Here is a 17,257-nt window from a genome sequence, read left to right as displayed (position 1 = left end):
CGCGGTGCGCCCATCCGGCAGGGTCAGTCGACTACCGGGCGGGCAGTGAAGATCGGGCGCGGCGATGATCTGCGCCGTGGCGGGAGCCTCGCGCCCCTCAGGGTCGGCGGCCTGTTTGCGCACCGCGGCGACCAGCGGGCACGCCTCGGTGCGATCGCCGTAGCGCGGGCCGTACGCGCTGTCGCCGAGGTAGGGCTCGACCGTGATGCGGTGGCGCAGCAGCCACCCGGGTACCGGGTCACCAAGTGATCACCTCGCCCGGCAGCAGCCCAGCCCCGCGCAGGATGCGCAGGGCGCGCGGGGCGATCTCCACGCCGTTGACCACGGCGGGGGAAGGTGGAACGTTGCTGCGCCCGGACAGGGAAACGGGGCCGATGCTGACGCTGTCCCACTGCTCAGCGGTGGTGATGCCGTCGCTGCCCGTGGCGAGCCAGCATTCGACTTGCGCGCACGTCGCGTCGGCGAGGGCGCCGCGCACTGCGGCGTCGGTGGGGAACCCTGTGGTGTCGGTGTCGTAGATGGCGGTGAGCAGCGCCGCGTCGATGTCCTCGCTGGCGCGGGCGAGCAGCCGCTCGGCAGCGTCCGGGGCGGGCTGGCGGGTCCACGCGACGAGCTGCTCGGGTGTGGCGTAGATCCGACCCATCGCCCCTTACTCCTCCTTCGCGCTGCTGCGCTGCTTGCCGCGTGCGCGGGCGACCGGCTTGTCCGGTGCTGCGGGCGGATCGGCCGTGAAACCGATGGGAGGCGGCTCGGGAGCGTCGAGGCGGGAGACGGTGAAGCCGTGGCGCCGGAAGTAGAGCAGCACACCGGCGGCCGGGTCTTCGACGACGGCGCGCCCGGCGGTGAACGCGATACCGGCGACGGTGCCCTCGCGTCCGCTGGGTGCGGTGATCTCGTAGCGCATGGGCTCACCGCACCTTGATGTTCCGCAGCACCGCGGCCGCGCGGGTCGCCTTGAGCGCGACGGCGACGGGGCCGAGCTCGACCTCGCCGCGCTTGACGGCGTAGGCGGTCGAGAAATCGGGCAGCCACGGCTTGACGAGGTCGCCTGTGGTCGTGGTCACGCCATGGAAGCCATCCAGCCCGAGCCGCACGGCGTACAGGTCCGACAGGCCCGTACCCGACGCGGCCTCGCTGTCCTCGAACTGCCGCTCCTCCAGGGGATCACGGGGTCGTTGGTGCCGGCCTTGGCGCCGAGGTCGATGAGCGGGATGCCGTTGTATCCGTCGATCGTGCGGCCGAACGCGTCCTCGCTGCGGGTGTAGTAGCCCGCGCGGCGCGCGAGGGACTTCACACGCAGGATGGTCTGCTTGTTGCCCAGGATCGCGGACGGGGTGCCGTCGAGGAGGCCGAGGAACTCGTCGAGCAGGTCGAGCGCGTCGTTTGCCCGCGCGCGGTCATCTGCGAGGGCCTCGCCGGTCCAGTCGTGGACCGTGTCGGCGCCGAGCTCGGTTGAGCTGCCGGCGAGGGCGACGTCGAGCCCGTCGAATCCCGTCTCGCCGTTCGGCGTCGGCACGCGCTGCCCGTTGATCACCTGGTCGGAGAAGAACGCGTTAGCGGCCTTGATGGTCTGCCCCATTTGCAGCTCGACCTCGTTGGTAGCGGCGGGTCCGAGGCTGGCGAGCACGCGGTCGACCTCGAACGCGCCGCCGAGCGGCACCAGGTCGACGGAGTAGCGGGCACGTTTGGCCTCGGCGACCTCGTACTCGGTGTTGTAGGGGCGGAAAGCCGCGCCGCGCTCGGCGACGAGCCGTGTGTATCCGTAGGTCAGGGTCGCGCCGCCCCCGGCAGGGTTCACGGCCTGGTCGAACTGGAGATTGTCGAGCAGCCAGGACGACTTGCGGAACTCGTCGATCACCGTGAGGTCGATGTCATCGAGAGTGTTCAGTTTGGCCTCGGCGAGGGTGATCGCCATAGGAGACTCCTTGCATGGGTGACGAAACGAGGGACGGTCAGTTGGGGGATTCGCCGGGGGAGGACCGGAACCGGCTGACAGAGCGTGAGGAGGAGTTACTACAGAGGGCGGAAGACGCGCTGCGTCGCGGCCACGTAGGTGAGAGTTCGATCCAGAGTGCGGGGGGCTCGGCTGGCTTGATCGCCTCGATTGCAGCACTGACAACGGCCGGACTAACCGGGATTGCCGCGATCATTAAGGCGTGGGCGCAACTTCTGCTTGCGCGCGCGGACATGGTTCGGGCGCGGTTAGGCCGACCGGCCGCTGCTGGCGATCGGGAAGAGGCCGATCCAGCACAGGAGGCCAGCAGGCGAGACGACGAGGCGGGCGCCTAACTTCCGAGTCGGGCAGCGATGGCGTCGTGCAGGTTCTTGGGGCGTCGCTCGGCGGAGGGCGACCCGTTGAACTCCGCCCCGCCGCGCGGCGGGCCTGCGGGCGCGGCGCGGTACAGGTCGGGGTCGACCTCGACAGCGGCCGTGATGGCGGCGGCGAGCTGCTCGCCGAACTTCGGTGCGTCCGGGTCGAGCCCGTTCACGGAGTCGAGGAAGTTGCGGGAGTTGAGCAGCCGGTCGGCGCGTGCACCGTGGTCGCTGGCAGCGCGGTGCGCGGCGAGCTCGACCTGCGCGGTACGCAGGCGGGCGGCGAGGTCGGCAAGCTGCGTGTCGCGCTCGGCGACCGCGGCAGCGAGCTGCGCAGGGTCCTGCCCGGCCTCGCCTTTGCCGTCGGGGTTGAGTGCCTGCTGTAGCTGCTCGGCACGCTCGGCGTGCTCGGTGGCGCGCTGTTCAGCGGCGGCGAGATGTTCCTCGGCCGCCGGGTCCGGCGCCGAGGACTGCGGGAGTGGCGCAGCGGGTGAGGCAGGGGCGCCGCTGTTGTCCTGCTGCGCGCCCTGCTCGTCGGTGGGCGGCGCCGTGTCGAGGCTGTTCTCGGGCATGGGAAAGGAACCTCCGGGCGGGGCACGGGTGTGAGAAAGGGCCCGCCGGATCGGCGGGCCGTCGGTAGGCTGCGCCCGCAAGAGCAGGGGGCGCAGATGGCTAGAAGCAGCGACGGGTGCGGGTGTCTGATGCTCGCAATTGGAGGAATGCTGTTGCTGGGTTTGATAGACGCCTGGACGACGCCAACCGGGTCTGTACCCGCTGTTACCCCTACGCCTTCCGCCTCGTTCCTGCATTGGCAGTACGAAGGCAGTACATGCGCGGATGGTTGGCCATCACGATCCATCGGTCGGCGGGGAGCGTGTAGTCACCATGGCGGCGTCGTGAAGGTCTGGTCGGATGACAGCGGCTTGAAGATCACTTGTAGGGGGATGCCGCCCCTTACTGCTCAGGAGCGCGACGAACAGGTCTCGCAGTTTGGGCGCGTCGTCTGTTAGGTATCGCTGGGGACTTGGCCTTTCACGTAGCCTCGCACCCACGCCAGGCGCAGCGGCGAGTCAGCGGGGTGCGGGCAGTCGGTCGGCGGCCGGCTGGCGCGTGCGGCGGCGTATCCGGCCTGGTGTGCGCGCATCGCGTCTTCGCGAAAGCCCATGGGTGCCCCCTACTGCTTGCGGCGTTGGTCGCTGCCGGAATGCCGGGCGGTCTCGGCCGCGGCGCTGCGCACGCCGGTTACCTGTTCAGTGAACTCGGCGAGCGTGATGCGCGGCGATACTTCGTCCCACCACCGTATGAGGTCCTCGGACGCGCGGGCGTAGGCGACGTGCGACGGCCCCGAGAACAGGCTGCGCGGGTCGACGCCGGCGGCCTCGGCCCGGCGGTTGAGCAGGTGTCCGCGGGTGGCGTCCTCGGCGGCGAGCCACTGCAAGTAGATGTGCTCTTGGTACATCGCGCGTATCTCCTCGCGGGTGTACGCGATCTGTGCCTCGCGGTCGGCGAGCTCCCTCTCGTACGCCCAGCGTTCGACGGCCGACATGTGCTCGGTCCCGTCCGGGCCTTCGGTGACGTCGCGACCGTATGCGCCCCACTCGTCGGGGTCCGCGGGCTGCGGGTCCTCCAGGCGCACGGGCTGCATGGCGTCGTCGAGCGCGGCACGGTTGGCGAGGTAGTCGGCCGTCGTGCCACCCGTAGCCACAGTGGGCGGGGAGACGGGATACCGGCGGTCCAGCTCGGCCGCGATGCGTGCGGCCTCGTCCGGCGAGGCGTAGCGCACGGCCCATCCGAGCACGTCGTCGCCGAACCCGGCGAGGCCGGCGGAGAGCTGCCCCGCGGGGAACAGCGCGGCGAGTAGTTGCCGGCGGTCGGCCTCGGCCGCGATGGCGGCGAGCTCGCCCGCATCGGCGCGGCGCGCGCGGTGGGCGAGCTGCTCGTCGGACAGGCCGACCAGCTCGGGCCGTACCTCCGGGAGGCGGGCAGCGACGTCGCGCCGGTCCATCTCGGCGACCACGCGCAGCACCTGCTCGTCGTCGAGGTGGCGCAGCACGCCGCCGAGCTCGGTATCCGAGAACGGCGAGAGGTCGTCGGCGAGCTGGCCGCCGGGGCGTATGCGGTCGAGCAGGGCCTGCTCGTCGCGCCGGTCCGCTTCCGCACGGATGCGGTCGAGGTCGCGCTGATCGAGGATGCCGGGCCGGATGGCGGCGCCGAGCTGCTCGTCGCTCATCTCGGGCAGGGTGTGCGCGTCGCCGGAGCGGACGCGCGCGGCCTCGTACGGGTCCGAGCCCGGGCCGGTCGGGGTGCCGGGGCGTCCCGCCGTGCCGGTACTCGGGGGAGGTTGCCGGCGCCGGGCTGCTCGCGCTCGCGCCGCCGGATGAGTTCGGGGTGCGCGGCGAGGTGCTCGCGCTGCCTCTTCTGCCAGGCACGCACGCGTGCCTCGGCCGCGCGCTTGCCCTCGGGAGTCACAGCCGAGGCGGCCCGGTTCTTCCACTTGCGGATGCCGCGCTCGATTGCGCGCTGGCGCTGTGATGCTACGTAGCCGTGAGGGTCCTCGGAGTGCTCGACCGGAGCCCGGGTGATCCCGGGAAGGTAGGCACTCAACGAGTGGCGGCAGTTGGGGTGCTGGAGTCCGCGGCGCCGCGCCTCGTCGACCGTACCGAGGATTTTCACGCGCACGGTCTCACCGTCGACGGCGGCGTGCTCGACCTCGACCGTGCGGGCGCCGTCGGGCCCATCGAGACTCAGCACCTGGCCCTCGAACGGTTTGCAGAGCGGGCACTCGTGCGGGGCGTTGGAGACGATCACGAGGTCGAGGCCAGCGGCGCGCAGCCGGTCGCCGTGCGCTTCGACCGCAGCCCTGCCGACCGCCGTCCGCGTCGCCATCTCGGCGTAAGAGGTCATCTGCCACGCGCGCCCGCCCTTGTCGACGAACGTCCGCAGACCTTGGTCGCTGAACCGCTCCATGGCGCGCTGCGTCGCCTGCCGGCGGGTGTCGACGCCGAGCAGTGGCGTACCGGCTACCTCGGCGATCACCTGCCGGTACCCGTCCTCGATGCCGCGCAGAATGCCTCGGTGGGTCTGCGTGACGAGGTCGATGGTCTCGGCGGCGAGCCGGTCGACCGCCCTCGTGTTCGGAGTGGTCTCGGCGATGCGGCGCAGGTCGTCGTCGTGCCCGGCGCCGAGCTCGGCGAGCCCTGCACGGGCGCCGATGCTGTACGCCTCGGCGACGGCGTCGAACACCTCCAACTGCATGGCGGAGCCGAGCGCGTCGACGACGCCCTGCGCGGCGCGGCGCAGGGCCTGAATGTCGCGGAGTTTGTTAGTGGCCCACCCCGGGGCCTCGAATCCTTCGGCGAGCCGCCGAGCGACGATGCCGAGCAGCCGCTGCTCGGCGTCCGCGTACAGGTCACGCACGCCGGCCGAGAGGTCCTCGACCATCCCGGGGTGAATCGGCATGGCACCCCCCGGAATATCCCGCTAAGCGAGGAACGCGTAAGTGAGAATCGCGACGACTGCGTGAGGTGTGACACGGTCCTTATTCGGCCGGGGGTGGCCGAGTTACGTACCTCAACATGCCTGATCAGCATGCCTGTTGGCGGATGACGCATATAACTTAACGCCCCGCGCACGTGTGGGTAAATTAGTGGATTCGTGACATCTTGTACTGTCTCCGCATGATGGGAATTGATGCGCAGATCGCAGCCATTTCGACTCCTTTCTTTGCTCTGGTTACGGTGCTGCTCGCCGTGGCCATGGCGCACCCCGAGCCACAGATCAGGGCACGGGCGGAACGGCTCTTGGCGGTGATCTTCCGGGCGCGGTAGCTAGACGAGAGCGCCGGACTGCATGGGGTCCGGCACGGCCTGGCCGGTCTCGGTCAGGATGCGGTCGACCTCTTCCTGCACTGCGGTGTCGTCCCAGTCCGGATGCAGGGCGCGCACCTTGGTGTCGGTGCTTACGGCCTGCGCTTGCTGGAGCAGCGAAAGGGTCTGCGCGGTGGTCGTCGGGTCCTCGCTGACGGAGTCGCCGAAGGTGATCCGCGGGCGCTCGGGCACAAGGCCCGGGGTGAACAGGGCACGGTCGAGCATGAGCAGGACGTGCAGCATGTCGGCGAGCGCGGGCTGCCAGTAACGCGACTTCTTGTCGCGGGTGATCATCGAGCGGCGCTCGCGCGCCTTGATCTCGGTCGCGGTGACGGCGCCGCCCTGGTCGCCGAGGCCGAACGTCTGCGCCGAGTATCCGGCGGACCGCACGGCCTGCTGCACGATCGAGTCGGCCGTCGACTGGTGCTCGGCGACCCTGATCGCGAACTGAGACAAGGTGATGCCCGCGCCCTGCTCGGTCGGCGGGATGTTCAGCGGCGCCCAGATTTCCCGGTCGTCGTCGAAGCTCGCGCCCCTGCCCGGTCCGTGGTCGCGCAGGTACCCGTCGGGCACGATCAGGCGGGCGCGGGCGAGACGGATGTCGCGCAGCCATGACGACCATGTCTCGTCGAGTGCGTCCATGAGGTCATGGAGCGGGGCGGCGTAGTCCGAGCGTCCGAACGGCGATCCGCGATGCCTGCGGTTGGGTCGGACGTTGGGGACGTAGGCGGCGGTGAGCTCGGCAATGCCAGTCTCGATCGCGTCGCCCTCGGGGCCGAGCGAGTCGGCGAGGGCGGCAACCTCGGGGTGCTCGGTGATCGGCACGCGGGTGCCGAGCCGATCCGGGCTGCCCTGGTAGAGACCGTGCAGGATGCGGCCGACCTCATGCCGTTCGAGGTGGCGCCACACGGTGGCGGAGTCCGAGGCGAGCTCGTGCCAGAAGGTGACGGCGACGAGCTGCCCGAACCGGAACTCAGGCACGGCCGCATCGGCGTGCACGGCGGTAAGCAGCGGGCGCGGGGCGAGCGACGCATCCCATGTGATGCGTAGGAACACGCCACCGAGCGCGGCGGCGACCTCGGCCGCTTCGAGCAGCGTGTTCGCGATGCCGCCGGCCTCGACGAGGTCAGCGAGCCGGTCCTGCGTGGCGGTGTCCTCGACAGTGAACGTCGGCGGCTCGCTGAACAACAGGTCGGCGCTCGCGGTGGCGATGTCGCCGGCGAGCGGGATGTGCAGCCGGCCGTCGCGCTTACCGGGCTGCTGCTGGCGGCGGCGTGCCCACAGCCGGCGCCGCCCGTCCTCGCGGTGCTGCTGGAGCTGGTAGACCTCGGCAAGGCGCTGCGGGTCACCGGAGTACCAGGCGTCATCCACACGCATCTCGCCATAGAGACGGGCGAGCTGGGGCGGCGGCCACGGGACATTGTTGTCAGGCAGCGGCACAGGCCACCCCCCGGCGGCGACGTCGGTATCGCTCATTCGCCGCTGTGCGGCAAATGCGGCACTTCCGGGTGCCGTTGGGCGCGCGGTAGATAGTGACAGCGTCGAGCCGGTGGCCGTTGACGCAATGCGTCTGCCGTGCCTTGCGGGCGGCGAAAGAGACACCACGCAGCACGTTGATCCGGTGCGGCACGGCTTCGAGGTGGTCAGGATTCGCGCACGCCCTCGTGCGGCACAGGTGGTCGATCTCCAAGTCGACCGGTATCGGCCCGCGCACGGCCTCGTACGCGATGCGGTGTACGGAGCGACGACGGCCGTCAATGCACATCAGTCCGTACCCGTTCCTGTCGCGGGTGCCGGTCCACTCCCAGCAGCCACGCTCGGTGTCGGTGACGCGGGCGAGGAAACGGTCGGTCCAGTCGCACGGCATGACGGCCCCCTCGGGCGTGACAAAGCCCCGGCGCCCGGGCGGGGGCGACCGGGGCGGCGGTTGGGTCGTTACGCGGCTTGAGCCAGCAGGTGGCGCCACTCATGCGCGATGGAGTGAACGGCGTACCGCAGGGCGTCGACCGAGTGATCGTTCGCCTTGATGGGCCGGTCCTCGCCGCGGGCGGCGGCCTCTTCTGACCACGCGTAGCCCGGCAGTTCGCCGAGGAGCCCCTCGCATGACCGGTGCACGTACAGCAGGCCCCCGTCGAGCGCGTTCGACACGCTGCGGATGCCGTCGAGCACAGAGTTATCGGCACGGGCGACGCCGGGGTGCCCGTCGCTCCACAGCTGTGCCGAGTAGCTCGCCGCGCTCGGGTCGATGAACGTCCACTCGGGGACGACGCCGAGCCCGTCGAGCCACCGGCGGACCGCGGCGGAGTACTGCGCGTCGGTCATCTGGCGGCGGCGGGCGCGGGAGTCGTACCGCCACTCGGCGACCGCGTACAGGCGGTCGTCGTCGCCGAGCCCGAGCAGGATCGCGGAGAACGGGTTGCTCGTGCCGTAGTCAATGCCCACCCAATGGCGGCGCATCGCGGGCAGCTCGTGGACGACGTGCTGCTGCTCGTCGTACATGTCGAATACCGCACCCTCGGCGATCACCCATGCGCCGTCGATCATGCGGCGGCGCCACAGGCCCGAAAACTCCGCGGTCAGCGCTGCGACGTACGCGGGGATAGCGAGGGGTTGTCGGCTAGGCGGAAGTGAAAGTCGGCGAGGTCGAGCTCGCCCGCGCGGTCCAGGTACCCGGTCTTGAGCCAGTGCCGAGGCCCGTCGGGATTGGTGGTCGCCAGCAGCCGCGCCCCAGGCACGGACAGGCGGGCGAGTAGCTGCGTCCAAAACGCCTCGGGCACGAGGGTGGCCTCGTCGACGTAGGCGACTGAGGCGGTGGCGCCGCGCAGCCTGCCCTCCGCGCGGGCGTCCGAGGCACCGATCAGATGGACCGTACGGCCGAGGATGCTCGCCACGGTGGCGCCGCGGGTGTGCCGGACCTCCGCGGCCACGTCCGAGCCGAACAGCTCGGGGTCTTGCAACGGCTCGATGATGTTGCGCTCGATCGTCTGCAAGCTGCGCCCGCACAGCAGGATCAAGCCGGTTGCCGGTGCGCGCCGTACGGAGATGAGGAACGCGAGCAGGCTCGCGATGGTCTTTCCCGACCGAACGCTGCCGTGCCAGCAGGAGATGCGGGCGCCGAACGAGGCGCGGATCGAGTGCAGTTGCTTGTCGGACAGGGGAAGAGGCGCGGCCATCACACCCCCTATCCGCCACCCCCGTCCGGCGCGAGCAGGGCGTCGGCGAGGCGGTCGAGCATCGAGCCGCCCCTACTTCCCGTGCCGGTCTGCCGGGCGAGTTCGGCGACGCGGGCGTGCACCTCGGTAAGGGCGCGGGCGGCGGTGGCATGGTCGCGGGCATCGCGGGCGGACTCGGCGCCGGCGGTCCTGGAGACCTGCCCGAGGGCACCGTCGAGGGCCTCGTCGGCGAGCAGCTCGCGCCGTGCGGCAGCATCCGCTCGCCGTGCCTCGGTGGCTGCCGCGACACGGGCGCCGCCGCTGAACGCAAGCCCCTCCTCGCGGGCGATCTTGCTCACGGTGGCGGCGCTGCGCCTGATTGCGCGGGCGATGGCGTTACGTGACTTGCCCTCGGCATGCAGTCGGCGGACTTGCTCACGGTCGCGGTCTGTAATCGGTGACGACAAGACACCCCCGGTTGGTCACTCGGAGCGGTTCCTCTGTGTCAACAAGCACGCGACCATTCGCCAGGGTTCGCGCCCCAACGCCAGTTGGTGCGCCACCCGTGACCACTGCTTCTATCTGCCTTCGGGAGCGGCCGCCCCGGCCTGAGAACGGTTCTGCATGGACAGGAGATCAAGAGTGAGGCGAAGTACGGACACAGGGCGCAACTCGGCGCGGCGGTCGCTGACCCGACCCATTCAACACCCGTTAGCGACAGGCGGGGGAGGTATCTGGCTGGTCATCGTGATCGTGCTTGTGGCAGCGCCCTGGATTGATCCTCAGCGTCTGGCTGTCCTCTTAACGGTCATCGGCGGAGCCATTCCCGTTGTGATCAGTCGGCCTCGCCAGCACCCGTCGTGTGCGTAGACATGCGTACGCCCCGCCGAGGGGGAGTCGGTGGGGCGTACAAGTCGGGGCCGTTTCCGAGCACGCCGGAGACGCCCCCAACATTAGGTCACGAAATGGCAACGGTGCAACCTCTTGATGAAGGGGCGTCGCCGCGCCGGATGCCTCCCTATCCAAGAGCTGCACTGGGGTCGTCGAGTGCGAGGCGCGCCAGAGCGTGGAAGGTGTTCATCTCTGTGGTGACAGGTCCGGGGGGCAGCGTTCGCGGTGGCGGCGGCGGTGCGTTGCCCGGTAGTGGATGGATCGGTTCATGTCGGCGTTTAGCGTCGTGAAGGCGCCATTGCAGGGCGCGAGCCAGCTCGGCCGCTGCTGCGGCGACCTCCCTGGGTCCCTCGATCTTGATGACAGAAGTTGCTTTGACGAGGGGGTCGTCGAGCTCGAAGCCGCGGTCGAGGAGGGCTTGCAGTTCGGGAGTCCGCTGTTCATGTGTCCACGCGAGACTGACTGCCCGCGCAGCAATCGAGTTGTAATCCGTCGCGACATCGATGAAGGCGGCGTAAGCCTCTCGGCGCCCCTGTCGCCGCCAGTGTTCGTGTTGGCCGCTGCGCTGCGCCCGGCTGTTGTGTTTGGCTGCGCGAACTACCCCCCATGCCCCGAGTGCGGCGGCAACTACGGCTCCCACGGCGGCAATTGATGCCGAACCCCCTATATCCATGGCCTGCATTGTGCCAGGGGTCGACGACCAGCCCGGCCGCGACGCTGCCTCCCAGCGGATATGTGAATGCCCCGCTGAGGGGGCGGGGCGTACTGCTAACGCTCAAGAGAGGCGCGAGCCGGCCTACCCCCGTTGGCCCGGCTGGCGCCCCTCTCCTACGCAGCGTCTCGGGCGGCGTCCGCCTCGGTCTGCCCGGCGCTGAGCAGCAGCAGCGGCAGGCAGGCTGGCCACTCCCACACGCGGCGTCCGCGGGCGTCCTGGCGGGTGTCCGCTCCGCACCCTGCGCCCGTACGGCAGGTCACGGTCGGCGGCTCGGCTGGCGCGGCGCGCACCACCAGGGCGCCTCTGCACGACGGGCATGGCGTCGGCAGGGTCCGGCTCCCGGTGATGGCGTCCGCGGAGAGGATGCGCGCGACGCGCTGCTCGCACGCTCGTGCCACCTGCGCGGCCTCGTGCAGCAGGTGCTCGGGCAGGACGGCGAACGGGGCCGATGTGAGGGTGCCGTCGGCGAGCAGCTCGGGCTCGGTGTCCTCGTTGAGCACGCGCCCCTCGACGTACAGGGCGGCCCAATGCAGCCCGTGCGCGCGGGAGCCAGCGGCGGTGCGTGCGTCTGGTGCGCCCGGGTCCTGGTAGGTCCACCTGCGGGGGTCGTCGACGGCGGTGTGCTGCACGGCCGCGGCGAGGGTGTCGGCAAGGTCGAACACCTGCCGCTCGACGTACATGGCGGCGTCGAGTGCGTCGAGGTTGGCGGGCGCCGGGTGCTCGCGGAGCACGAGCGGTGCCCGGTCAAGGACCAGCAGGGTGCCCTCGTCGGCGGTCCCGGTGTGCAGGAACGCGCGGGTTTCGGCGGGCGGCCAGGTCGAGGGGGCGGGCGGCGTCTCGATGGCGGCGAGCAGGGCGCCCCACTGCTCACGGATGGTGCGCAGGCGGGCGGCGGTGCGGTTGGCGACGGGGTGCTGCACGGGTCTCTCTCCTCGATGGGCTCGGCGGGTGGGGGCGAGTGCGGCTACGCGGCGGCCTGGTCCTCGTTGTCGAACGCAGGACGGGCCGTCCCGTCGCGGCCGGGTGCGGCGAGGGCGCCCGCGGCGTCCCGGGCGACGCTGTCGCGCTCGGCTTCCAACTCGACGATGGCCTGCTCGGCTGCCTCGACTCGGCGGTGCAGCCGCATGGCCGCGGCCTGCTGTCCGCCGGCGCTGCGCCGGTGGGTGTCGCACTCGGTGACCTCGGCCTCGACGTCGCCGCGCAGTTGGGCGGCGTCCTCGGCAGTGAGCACGCCGCGGTCGGCACGGGCGAGCAGTATGCGGATGCGCTCGCGGCGCGCGTTGCGCTCGGCCTCGCGGGTGGCGCGGCGGTCGCGGCGGCTGCTCATGTGGGCGGGCGTGGTCATCGGTGGCGCTCCTTCGTCAGCGCGGTACAGGCGGGGCAGCGTTGCGTGCAGGGGCGGGCGCTCCTGCTCGGGTCCGCACGGCACAGCGGTCCGGGCGGCCGGCGGCCGGTGAAGCGGGCGAGCAGGGTGACCGCGACGGGGGCGAGCAGCGCGACCAGGGCGAGCACGGGGTCGACGGTCATCGGGCGTTGTCTCCGTCCGTACGGGCACGGCGCAGCAGGCGAGCGGCGAGGCGCCGAGCGCGCGAGGACTCCCGCGCGCGAGGCGCGACCGGTCGCGCGTGCTGGGTGCTGGTGATCTCCCATCCGTCGATGGCGAGGCGGTCGAGGAGGGATGCGGCGGTGAGTGTGGCGAGGTGGGGTTGCACGTCGAGTTCGTCGGTCAGGTGGGCGGCGATTGCGGCGCGTGCGGCTGCTGGAGTCATCGGCGGCGTCCTCCGGCGGTGCGGCGGGCGTTCTTGGTGGTGTGGTGCCGACGACCAGTCATGCGGCGACCTCCAGTACGGCGGCCCGGATGCGGGCGGGGTGCGGTTCGGTGGTGGTGCAGTTCTGGCGAGGCGGGGCGCCGCACTCCGGACAGGTGGTGTGCTCGGTGGCGTAGGCGTCGCGTCGGCGGCCGTGCACGGTGGTGCGCAGTTCGGCGCCGCGCGAGGACTTGCACCAGCGGCTGACCGCGGCGCGGCACAGCTCGTTCGGGCAGGCGACGGTGAGCTCGACGAGGGCGGCCCGCTGGTTGGGCAGCGATGCGCGCAGCTCGGCACGGGTGGTCGGGTCGATGTACGGGCGCGGCTCGGCCGGCTCGACGGTGCGCCCGACGCCAGCGACGAGTGCGCGTACGTCCCGCGGCCGGGCGGCGCTGATTGCCTGTGTGATGGTGCGCGCGGGCAGGGAACCCTCGGCCGCCGCGGTGAGCTGCGCCTGACGGCGGGCGACGAACTGCTCGCCGGTCTCGTCCGGGTTGCCGTCGTAGACCGGGTGCGCGGCGTCGATGCGGCCGACGCGGATACGGGCGCGCATCTCCCGCACCTGGGCAACAGTGATCCACTTGTCGGTGTGCGCGTAGTGCTCGGCGACGGAGTCGAGCAGGTCGTCGTCGAGGGGCACGTCGTGCAGCGCGCGGGCCCATGCGCGGGCGTCGGCCTCGCCGATGGTGCGGCGGTCGAACGCGGCGCAGTGGGCGAGTAGCTCGGCGGCGTCTGCGGGGGTCACTGGGCAGCCTCCTGTTCACGCAGTCGGGCGGCGAGGTCGAGGCCCTCGCGTACGCGCTGATCGGTCGTCGAGGGGCGCGAGCCGTGCAGAGCAACGACGTTCGAGCCGCGGCCGGTTGAGTCGGCGGCGCGGGGCGGCATGGCGGGAAGGGAGCGCCAGCCGGGCAGGAAGTACCGGGCACTGCGCGGCCGGGTCCGGGCGCCCTGCCATGCGCTGCCAGCGTGGTCGACGAGGACCTGCACGCCACAACGCTCGATCAGGGCTTGCAGCAGCACCCACTCGGCCGGCCCGAGCTCCCACGAGACGACCATGCGCGCGGCGGTCATGGCGTCGACGAGAGGCCGTACGGGCTCGGCGATCCGCGGTTCGTCCGGGCTAGCTTGTTGTCCTCTACTTCCGTAGGAAGTAGAGGGGTAAGGCTTGGTGCTGGCTTGGGAGCCTGTGACGCCATCCACGGTGTCACGCTGTGACACCCCCTCTTGACCTGCGCTTCCGTCCGGAAACGAGGGTGCGTTTCGCTCGCCGTTCGGCGACGATCCGCGCTCGTTTCGCGCACGATTCGTCGGCGATTCGTCGCCGATTCGGGTCGCATTTCCGCGCGTTCGGCTCTTGGCCTTGCGCTCCGCGGCGGCGACGCGGTTGGCCTCGACCTGGGCCCGGGTGCTGTTGCGGCCGGCCTCGAAATAGTCGTGCACGACGTAGTCGCCGGCCTCGGGCTGCGCGCACCTGGGGCAGTCGTGCCCCCGCTCGTGCCACAGCCCGACCGCGACGAGCTTGCGGGCCTGCGGGGCGGTGCCGTACTGCTTGGCGACGGTGCCGGGCACGGTGCCCTCAGTGAGGTGCTGCGCGCAGAACGCGCCGCAGCGCAGCCACAGACCGAGCGCGGCGTTCCCCGCGGCGATGAACTTCGGGTGCATGTGCGCGCTGTCGTCGATCTTGAACCACGTCACGGGGCCGGCTCCTTCCTGGACGCGGGGGTGTTGGGTTCGGGGCGGCCGGCGACGGCCGAGGGGGTGTGGAGGGGGCAGCGATAGCCGGGCAGATAGCGGCGGGCGCCCGGGGCACCGCAGTAGCGGCGCCCCGTCCCGTCCCAGTACCGGCACCGGTAGTCGATGGCCGGCGCTGGAGTCACGGCGCGGCAGCCTCCGCGGCGGCCGGCTCGGCGGCCTCGGGCCAGCCGACGAACTCCGCGGGCACGTCCTCGACCACGCCCTGCCCGGTGGCCGCGGCGGGCTGCTGCTCGACGACCTCGCCCTCGATGTAGTCCGGCGGAACGTCGAGCCCCTCGGGCGAGGTATCGCGCCGCACGCCCTCGTCGTGGGCGACCGCGCGGGCGAGCTCGGGCGACTTCGGCAGCAGCTTGAAAAGCTGTCGGATCACGGTCTTACAGGCCATCGCGTCGTAGTCCGTCGACCACGGGCCGGAGTCGCGCGACTTGCTGCGCTGCCGGATGGCCTCGACTTCCTCGACGCTCATCACGACGAACGCCGAGCCCCCGTTCGCCATGGTCGCGACGGCGTAATAGTGCGTCGGGCGCCCGCGGTTGGACCGGGCCGGCTTGTGCCGCAGGACCGGGGCGAGACCGTACTCGAACTCGAACTCGTCGTTCTCGTACACCGCGTGCGCGGCGAGTCCCGCGGCGGCAGGATGCTGCCAGAACAGGCGGATCATGCCCTGATAGCCGATGACGAGCTGCACCTCATACGCCCGCGCCTTCTTCGACCAGAAGGGGAGCAGGTACGCCTCGCCGAGCGCGCCGCCCGGTTCGAGGCCGAGCTGCGCGCAGGTCATCAGCGCGCCGCCGAACGACTCTTGCGTGCACTCGGCGAGGTGCTCGACCCTGCGCAGCTCGGTAAGGGCTATACGGGCGATGCGCTCGGGGCTGGCGACGCGCGCGGGCAGCGCGCGGGCGATCTCGCCGCGCATGGACTGCACGAACTGCACGAGGTTGGGCTGCTGCGCGGCGGCGCCGCGGTGGGCAGGCTGGCGGGCGGGGGAGTTGCGACGGTTCGCGACGCGCTCGGCAAGATTGGTGCTCACGCTGCGGTGCTCTCCTCGGGAACGACGAGGCGTCGGGCGCGGTGCGCCCGGAACTCGTCGGGGTGCTCGGCGGCGAGGCGCTTGGTATCGAGCGCGTCGACGCGGTGCATGTACTGGCGCGCGAGGTCCGGGTGCGCGGCGGCGAATCGTTTCGCCGCAAGCGGGCCGTTCTGCCGGTAGGTGTAGGCGACGGTGCCCTGCACCTTGACGACCTCGGCCTCGCCTGCCGTGGCCTTCAACTGGTTGTCGACCTCGCGCAGCTCGTCGGCGGTCCTCGCCGCGCGCGCTTTGAGCTCGCGGCGGCGCTCCAGCAGCGGCAAGACCTCGGCCGGATCGGCGACGGTCACAGCGTCCGTCTTGACCTTGTAGAGGTGGCCGAGCAGTTCCTCGGTCGCCTCGGAGCCGTCGACGGGCGGCGGCGTCCGATCCTGCACGCACTGCCAGAAGTCGCCGACGAGCTGCACGAGGTGCTCGACGAGCTGCTCGTCGCGCTCGACGCGGTGAATGATCAGCCGGTTACCTCCGAGCAGCGCGGCGACGTGCGCGTGCGCGTAGCCGGTCACGGCGAGGTACCAGTGCGTTTGCAGGGCCGGCTGGTCCGGTACGCCGAGCAGCCACTCGTCGAGCTGGAACGCAGACCGGGTCTTGATCTCCAGCAGGCTCGACGGCGTCGACTCGCCCTCGTCGAGCACGTACCGGTCGACGTTCGCCAGCATCCAACGACGTTCGACGTTCGCCAGCATCCCCGGGCCCTCGACGACGCGGAGACCGGTCCGCCGGGCGAACTCGGCGGCGATCGTCGGCTCGTGCGCCAGGCCCCAGAACGCAGCCTCGGCGAGCTCGGGCGACTGCGGCCAGTCGAGCGGCATCTCGCCGACCTTGTCGAGGTAGACCTCAAGCGACGAGGCGTACCTGCTCATGCCCAGCACCGCGGCGACCTCGGACCCGCCAACCCCTGTACGGCGCGCGGCGAGCCACTGCTTACGGTCGAGACTCGGCGGGGCGACGACGACACCGGTCGGCGTCATGGTCACAGACTCCTGATCGGCGGAGGTCACTTCACGCCCCCGATGTACCGAGCGCTGAGTAGGTGTTCAGGGTGACCGAGCAGGGCTTGACCTGGAGCCCCTCGCGCCATGTCTTGAAGTCGCACGGTGTGGGGAGTTGGAGGCCGACCATGGGGCCAGTGGTGCTGACGGTGATGTAAGGCATCGGAAGATGGCCGAAAATCTCCGTCAGGCTTGCCAGAGCCGCGATGGACGGCTTCTGGTTGGCGAGCGTCTGCGGGCTGGGTTGGTCTGTCACGGTCTGCTCCATTCCCTTCTCGGGTTGGGGGCGCCCCAGGGCTGGCGCTCGGGGGGCATCCGTTGTTCAAGCCGCGAGGGAGCGCCGCGTCATACGGCGGCGCCTCGGCCTCGCAGACTCAGGGGCGATGCGGGTGGGGTCCAGGTCCGGATTCGACTTCGGGTCATCGGCCTGAGCGGCGGCCTCGTGCTGCGCGACATCCGCGAGGGGGAACAGCACCTCCCGGCCACGCTTGAAACCGCGAGGGGCCTTCCTGCGGTGGCGCATCATGTAGATCGCCTGCGGTGTGGTGTGCCACCGCTTGGCGAGCTGCTTGACGGTGAGATGCGGAGACTCATCCGGCTCGACTTCGATCATCACTTCGGTCCTCTCGGCGGGTGATCTCTGCGATCGCGGCCCGGGTCCTCTGCTCTTCATGTAGA

Annotated in this window: 26 protein-coding genes and 1 pseudogene; 2 read left to right on the top strand and 25 right to left on the bottom strand. The window is 71.0% G+C overall.

The window, feature by feature from the left end; genetic code table 11:
- Positions 1–238: 238 nt before the first annotated feature.
- The 8 genes from Q3Y56_RS09090 to Q3Y56_RS09055 all read right to left on the bottom strand — a co-directional run bounded on the left by Q3Y56_RS09090 (position 239) and on the right by Q3Y56_RS09055 (position 5,772).
- Complete coding sequence (locus Q3Y56_RS09090) at positions 239–643, bottom strand: hypothetical protein (RefSeq protein ID WP_304461438.1); 405 nt, start codon at positions 641–643, stop codon at positions 239–241.
- 6 nt (positions 644–649) lie between these two features.
- Positions 650–904, bottom strand: coding sequence for a hypothetical protein (locus Q3Y56_RS09085; RefSeq protein WP_304461437.1), 255 nt, complete (start codon positions 902–904; stop codon positions 650–652).
- A 4-nt stretch (positions 905–908) separates the two neighbouring features.
- Positions 909–1,064 carry a hypothetical protein gene (locus tag Q3Y56_RS09080; RefSeq protein ID WP_304461436.1) on the bottom strand — a complete coding sequence of 52 codons (156 nt, stop codon included), beginning with the start codon at positions 1,062–1,064 and terminating at the stop codon, positions 909–911.
- Positions 1,061–1,915, bottom strand: coding sequence for a major capsid protein (locus Q3Y56_RS09075; protein ID WP_304461435.1), 855 nt, complete (start codon positions 1,913–1,915; stop codon positions 1,061–1,063). Before Q3Y56_RS09075 ends, Q3Y56_RS09080 begins: the two co-directional genes overlap by 4 nt.
- Positions 1,916–2,285: 370 nt before the next feature.
- The gene (locus Q3Y56_RS09070; RefSeq protein WP_304461434.1) at positions 2,286–2,885 is read right to left on the bottom strand and encodes a hypothetical protein; all 600 of its coding nucleotides are present in this window, start codon (positions 2,883–2,885) and stop codon (positions 2,286–2,288) included.
- A 434-nt stretch (positions 2,886–3,319) separates the two neighbouring features.
- Entirely contained in the window at positions 3,320–3,457 is a 138-nt protein-coding gene (locus Q3Y56_RS09065) for an Rmf/CrpP fold protein (protein ID WP_304465531.1), read from the bottom strand.
- A gap of 30 nt (positions 3,458–3,487) precedes the next feature.
- Positions 3,488–4,543 (bottom strand): hypothetical protein, encoded by a 1,056-nt coding sequence (locus Q3Y56_RS09060; RefSeq protein ID WP_304461433.1) that lies wholly within the window; start codon positions 4,541–4,543, stop codon positions 3,488–3,490.
- Positions 4,540–5,772 carry a phage minor capsid protein gene (locus Q3Y56_RS09055; protein ID WP_304461432.1) on the bottom strand — a complete coding sequence of 411 codons (1,233 nt, stop codon included), beginning with the start codon at positions 5,770–5,772 and terminating at the stop codon, positions 4,540–4,542. The genes Q3Y56_RS09060 and Q3Y56_RS09055 overlap by 4 nt, the downstream gene beginning before the upstream one ends.
- A 218-nt stretch (positions 5,773–5,990) precedes the next feature.
- Here Q3Y56_RS09055 and Q3Y56_RS09050 point away from each other — a divergent pair, with 218 nt between their 5' ends.
- Positions 5,991–6,140 carry a hypothetical protein gene (locus Q3Y56_RS09050; protein ID WP_304461431.1) on the top strand — a complete coding sequence of 50 codons (150 nt, stop codon included), beginning with the start codon at positions 5,991–5,993 and terminating at the stop codon, positions 6,138–6,140.
- Here the strand turns inward: Q3Y56_RS09050 and Q3Y56_RS09045 are convergent, their stop codons facing one another.
- The 6 genes and pseudogenes from Q3Y56_RS09045 to Q3Y56_RS09025 form a co-directional block, all read right to left on the bottom strand.
- On the bottom strand, positions 6,141–7,556 hold the full coding sequence (locus Q3Y56_RS09045) for a phage portal protein (RefSeq protein ID WP_304461430.1): 1,416 nt from the start codon (positions 7,554–7,556) through the stop codon (positions 6,141–6,143).
- 49 nt (positions 7,557–7,605) lie between these two features.
- Complete coding sequence (locus tag Q3Y56_RS09040) at positions 7,606–8,046, bottom strand: HNH endonuclease signature motif containing protein (RefSeq protein WP_304461429.1); 441 nt, start codon at positions 8,044–8,046, stop codon at positions 7,606–7,608.
- A gap of 68 nt (positions 8,047–8,114) precedes the next feature.
- Positions 8,115–8,723, bottom strand: coding sequence for a terminase (locus Q3Y56_RS33405; protein ID WP_369696724.1), 609 nt, complete (start codon positions 8,721–8,723; stop codon positions 8,115–8,117).
- Positions 8,724–8,755: 32 nt separating this feature from the next.
- A complete protein-coding gene (locus Q3Y56_RS33400; RefSeq protein WP_369696723.1) occupies positions 8,756–9,352 on the bottom strand; it encodes a terminase family protein in 597 nt (198 codons plus the stop codon).
- An 8-nt stretch (positions 9,353–9,360) separates the two neighbouring features.
- A complete protein-coding gene (locus Q3Y56_RS09030) occupies positions 9,361–9,690 on the bottom strand; it encodes a hypothetical protein (RefSeq protein WP_304465910.1) in 330 nt (109 codons plus the stop codon).
- Positions 9,691–9,798: pseudogene (locus Q3Y56_RS09025) on the bottom strand (helix-turn-helix domain-containing protein); the annotation flags it as partial. It abuts the gene before it with no gap.
- Positions 9,799–10,490: 692 nt separating this feature from the next.
- Between Q3Y56_RS09025 and Q3Y56_RS09020 the strand changes: the two are divergent.
- Positions 10,491–10,874, top strand: coding sequence for a hypothetical protein (locus Q3Y56_RS09020; protein ID WP_304461428.1), 384 nt, complete (start codon positions 10,491–10,493; stop codon positions 10,872–10,874).
- 176 nt (positions 10,875–11,050) lie between these two features.
- Here the strand turns inward: Q3Y56_RS09020 and Q3Y56_RS09015 are convergent, their stop codons facing one another.
- The 11 genes from Q3Y56_RS09015 to Q3Y56_RS08965 all read right to left on the bottom strand — a co-directional run bounded on the left by Q3Y56_RS09015 (position 11,051) and on the right by Q3Y56_RS08965 (position 17,192).
- Positions 11,051–11,857, bottom strand: a complete 807-nt coding sequence (locus Q3Y56_RS09015; RefSeq protein WP_304461427.1) for a hypothetical protein — start codon at positions 11,855–11,857, stop codon at positions 11,051–11,053.
- 44 nt (positions 11,858–11,901) lie between these two features.
- Positions 11,902–12,282, bottom strand: a complete 381-nt coding sequence (locus Q3Y56_RS09010; protein WP_304461426.1) for a hypothetical protein — start codon at positions 12,280–12,282, stop codon at positions 11,902–11,904.
- Positions 12,279–12,464, bottom strand: coding sequence for a hypothetical protein (locus Q3Y56_RS09005; protein WP_304461425.1), 186 nt, complete (start codon positions 12,462–12,464; stop codon positions 12,279–12,281). Before Q3Y56_RS09005 ends, Q3Y56_RS09010 begins: the two co-directional genes overlap by 4 nt.
- Complete coding sequence (locus Q3Y56_RS09000; RefSeq protein ID WP_304461424.1) at positions 12,461–12,706, bottom strand: hypothetical protein; 246 nt, start codon at positions 12,704–12,706, stop codon at positions 12,461–12,463. The genes Q3Y56_RS09005 and Q3Y56_RS09000 overlap by 4 nt, the downstream gene beginning before the upstream one ends.
- 58 nt (positions 12,707–12,764) lie before the next feature.
- Positions 12,765–13,490 (bottom strand): hypothetical protein, encoded by a 726-nt coding sequence (locus Q3Y56_RS08995; RefSeq protein ID WP_304461423.1) that lies wholly within the window; start codon positions 13,488–13,490, stop codon positions 12,765–12,767.
- Positions 13,487–14,440 (bottom strand): mucin-2, encoded by a 954-nt coding sequence (locus Q3Y56_RS08990; protein ID WP_304461422.1) that lies wholly within the window; start codon positions 14,438–14,440, stop codon positions 13,487–13,489. The genes Q3Y56_RS08995 and Q3Y56_RS08990 overlap by 4 nt, the downstream gene beginning before the upstream one ends.
- Complete coding sequence (locus Q3Y56_RS08985) at positions 14,437–14,622, bottom strand: hypothetical protein (protein WP_304461421.1); 186 nt, start codon at positions 14,620–14,622, stop codon at positions 14,437–14,439. Before Q3Y56_RS08985 ends, Q3Y56_RS08990 begins: the two co-directional genes overlap by 4 nt.
- A complete protein-coding gene (locus Q3Y56_RS08980) occupies positions 14,619–15,530 on the bottom strand; it encodes a recombinase RecT (protein WP_304461420.1) in 912 nt (303 codons plus the stop codon). The genes Q3Y56_RS08985 and Q3Y56_RS08980 overlap by 4 nt, the downstream gene beginning before the upstream one ends.
- The gene (locus Q3Y56_RS08975; protein WP_304461419.1) at positions 15,527–16,558 is read right to left on the bottom strand and encodes a YqaJ viral recombinase family protein; all 1,032 of its coding nucleotides are present in this window, start codon (positions 16,556–16,558) and stop codon (positions 15,527–15,529) included. Before Q3Y56_RS08975 ends, Q3Y56_RS08980 begins: the two co-directional genes overlap by 4 nt.
- A 31-nt stretch (positions 16,559–16,589) precedes the next feature.
- Positions 16,590–16,835: a hypothetical protein gene (locus Q3Y56_RS08970; protein ID WP_304461418.1), complete on the bottom strand. Its 246-nt coding sequence runs from the start codon at positions 16,833–16,835 to the stop codon at positions 16,590–16,592.
- A gap of 66 nt (positions 16,836–16,901) precedes the next feature.
- Complete coding sequence (locus Q3Y56_RS08965) at positions 16,902–17,192, bottom strand: DNA-binding protein (RefSeq protein WP_304461417.1); 291 nt, start codon at positions 17,190–17,192, stop codon at positions 16,902–16,904.
- Between the last annotated feature and the right edge of the window lie 65 nt (positions 17,193–17,257).

The organism is Streptomyces sp. XD-27, assembly GCF_030553055.1.
Taxonomy (GTDB): Bacteria; Actinomycetota; Actinomycetes; order Streptomycetales; family Streptomycetaceae; genus Streptomyces.
Note: the sequence above shows the minus strand (reverse complement) of the source record. Positions and strands in the feature narration are given on the sequence as shown.

What these genes read in the sequence shown, in the direction of transcription:
- Q3Y56_RS09090 (WP_304461438.1), bottom strand. Translation starts at nt 643, where the DNA reads ATGGGTCGGATCTACGCCACACCCGAGCAGCTCGTCGCGTGGACCCGC.
- Q3Y56_RS09085 (WP_304461437.1), bottom strand. Translation starts at nt 904, where the DNA reads ATGCGCTACGAGATCACCGCACCCAGCGGACGCGAGGGCACCGTCGCC.
- Q3Y56_RS09075 (WP_304461435.1), bottom strand. Translation starts at nt 1,915, where the DNA reads ATGGCGATCACCCTCGCCGAGGCCAAACTGAACACTCTCGATGACATC.
- Q3Y56_RS09070 (WP_304461434.1), bottom strand. Translation starts at nt 2,885, where the DNA reads ATGCCCGAGAACAGCCTCGACACGGCGCCGCCCACCGACGAGCAGGGC.
- Q3Y56_RS09065 (WP_304465531.1), bottom strand. Translation starts at nt 3,457, where the DNA reads ATGCGCGCACACCAGGCCGGATACGCCGCCGCACGCGCCAGCCGGCCG.
- Q3Y56_RS09060 (WP_304461433.1), bottom strand. Translation starts at nt 4,543, where the DNA reads ATGAGCGACGAGCAGCTCGGCGCCGCCATCCGGCCCGGCATCCTCGAT.
- Q3Y56_RS09055 (WP_304461432.1), bottom strand. Translation starts at nt 5,772, where the DNA reads ATGCCGATTCACCCCGGGATGGTCGAGGACCTCTCGGCCGGCGTGCGT.
- Q3Y56_RS09050 (WP_304461431.1), top strand. Translation starts at nt 5,991, where the DNA reads ATGATGGGAATTGATGCGCAGATCGCAGCCATTTCGACTCCTTTCTTT.
- Q3Y56_RS09045 (WP_304461430.1), bottom strand. Translation starts at nt 7,556, where the DNA reads ATGCGTGTGGATGACGCCTGGTACTCCGGTGACCCGCAGCGCCTTGCC.
- Q3Y56_RS09040 (WP_304461429.1), bottom strand. Translation starts at nt 8,046, where the DNA reads ATGCCGTGCGACTGGACCGACCGTTTCCTCGCCCGCGTCACCGACACC.
- Q3Y56_RS33405 (WP_369696724.1), bottom strand. Translation starts at nt 8,723, where the DNA reads ATGATCGACGGCGCATGGGTGATCGCCGAGGGTGCGGTATTCGACATG.
- Q3Y56_RS33400 (WP_369696723.1), bottom strand. Translation starts at nt 9,352, where the DNA reads ATGGCCGCGCCTCTTCCCCTGTCCGACAAGCAACTGCACTCGATCCGC.
- Q3Y56_RS09020 (WP_304461428.1), top strand. Translation starts at nt 10,491, where the DNA reads ATGTCGGCGTTTAGCGTCGTGAAGGCGCCATTGCAGGGCGCGAGCCAG.
- Q3Y56_RS09010 (WP_304461426.1), bottom strand. Translation starts at nt 12,282, where the DNA reads ATGACCACGCCCGCCCACATGAGCAGCCGCCGCGACCGCCGCGCCACC.
- Q3Y56_RS09005 (WP_304461425.1), bottom strand. Translation starts at nt 12,464, where the DNA reads ATGACCGTCGACCCCGTGCTCGCCCTGGTCGCGCTGCTCGCCCCCGTC.
- Q3Y56_RS09000 (WP_304461424.1), bottom strand. Translation starts at nt 12,706, where the DNA reads ATGACTCCAGCAGCCGCACGCGCCGCAATCGCCGCCCACCTGACCGAC.
- Q3Y56_RS08975 (WP_304461419.1), bottom strand. Translation starts at nt 16,558, where the DNA reads ATGACGCCGACCGGTGTCGTCGTCGCCCCGCCGAGTCTCGACCGTAAG.
- Q3Y56_RS08965 (WP_304461417.1), bottom strand. Translation starts at nt 17,192, where the DNA reads ATGATCGAAGTCGAGCCGGATGAGTCTCCGCATCTCACCGTCAAGCAG.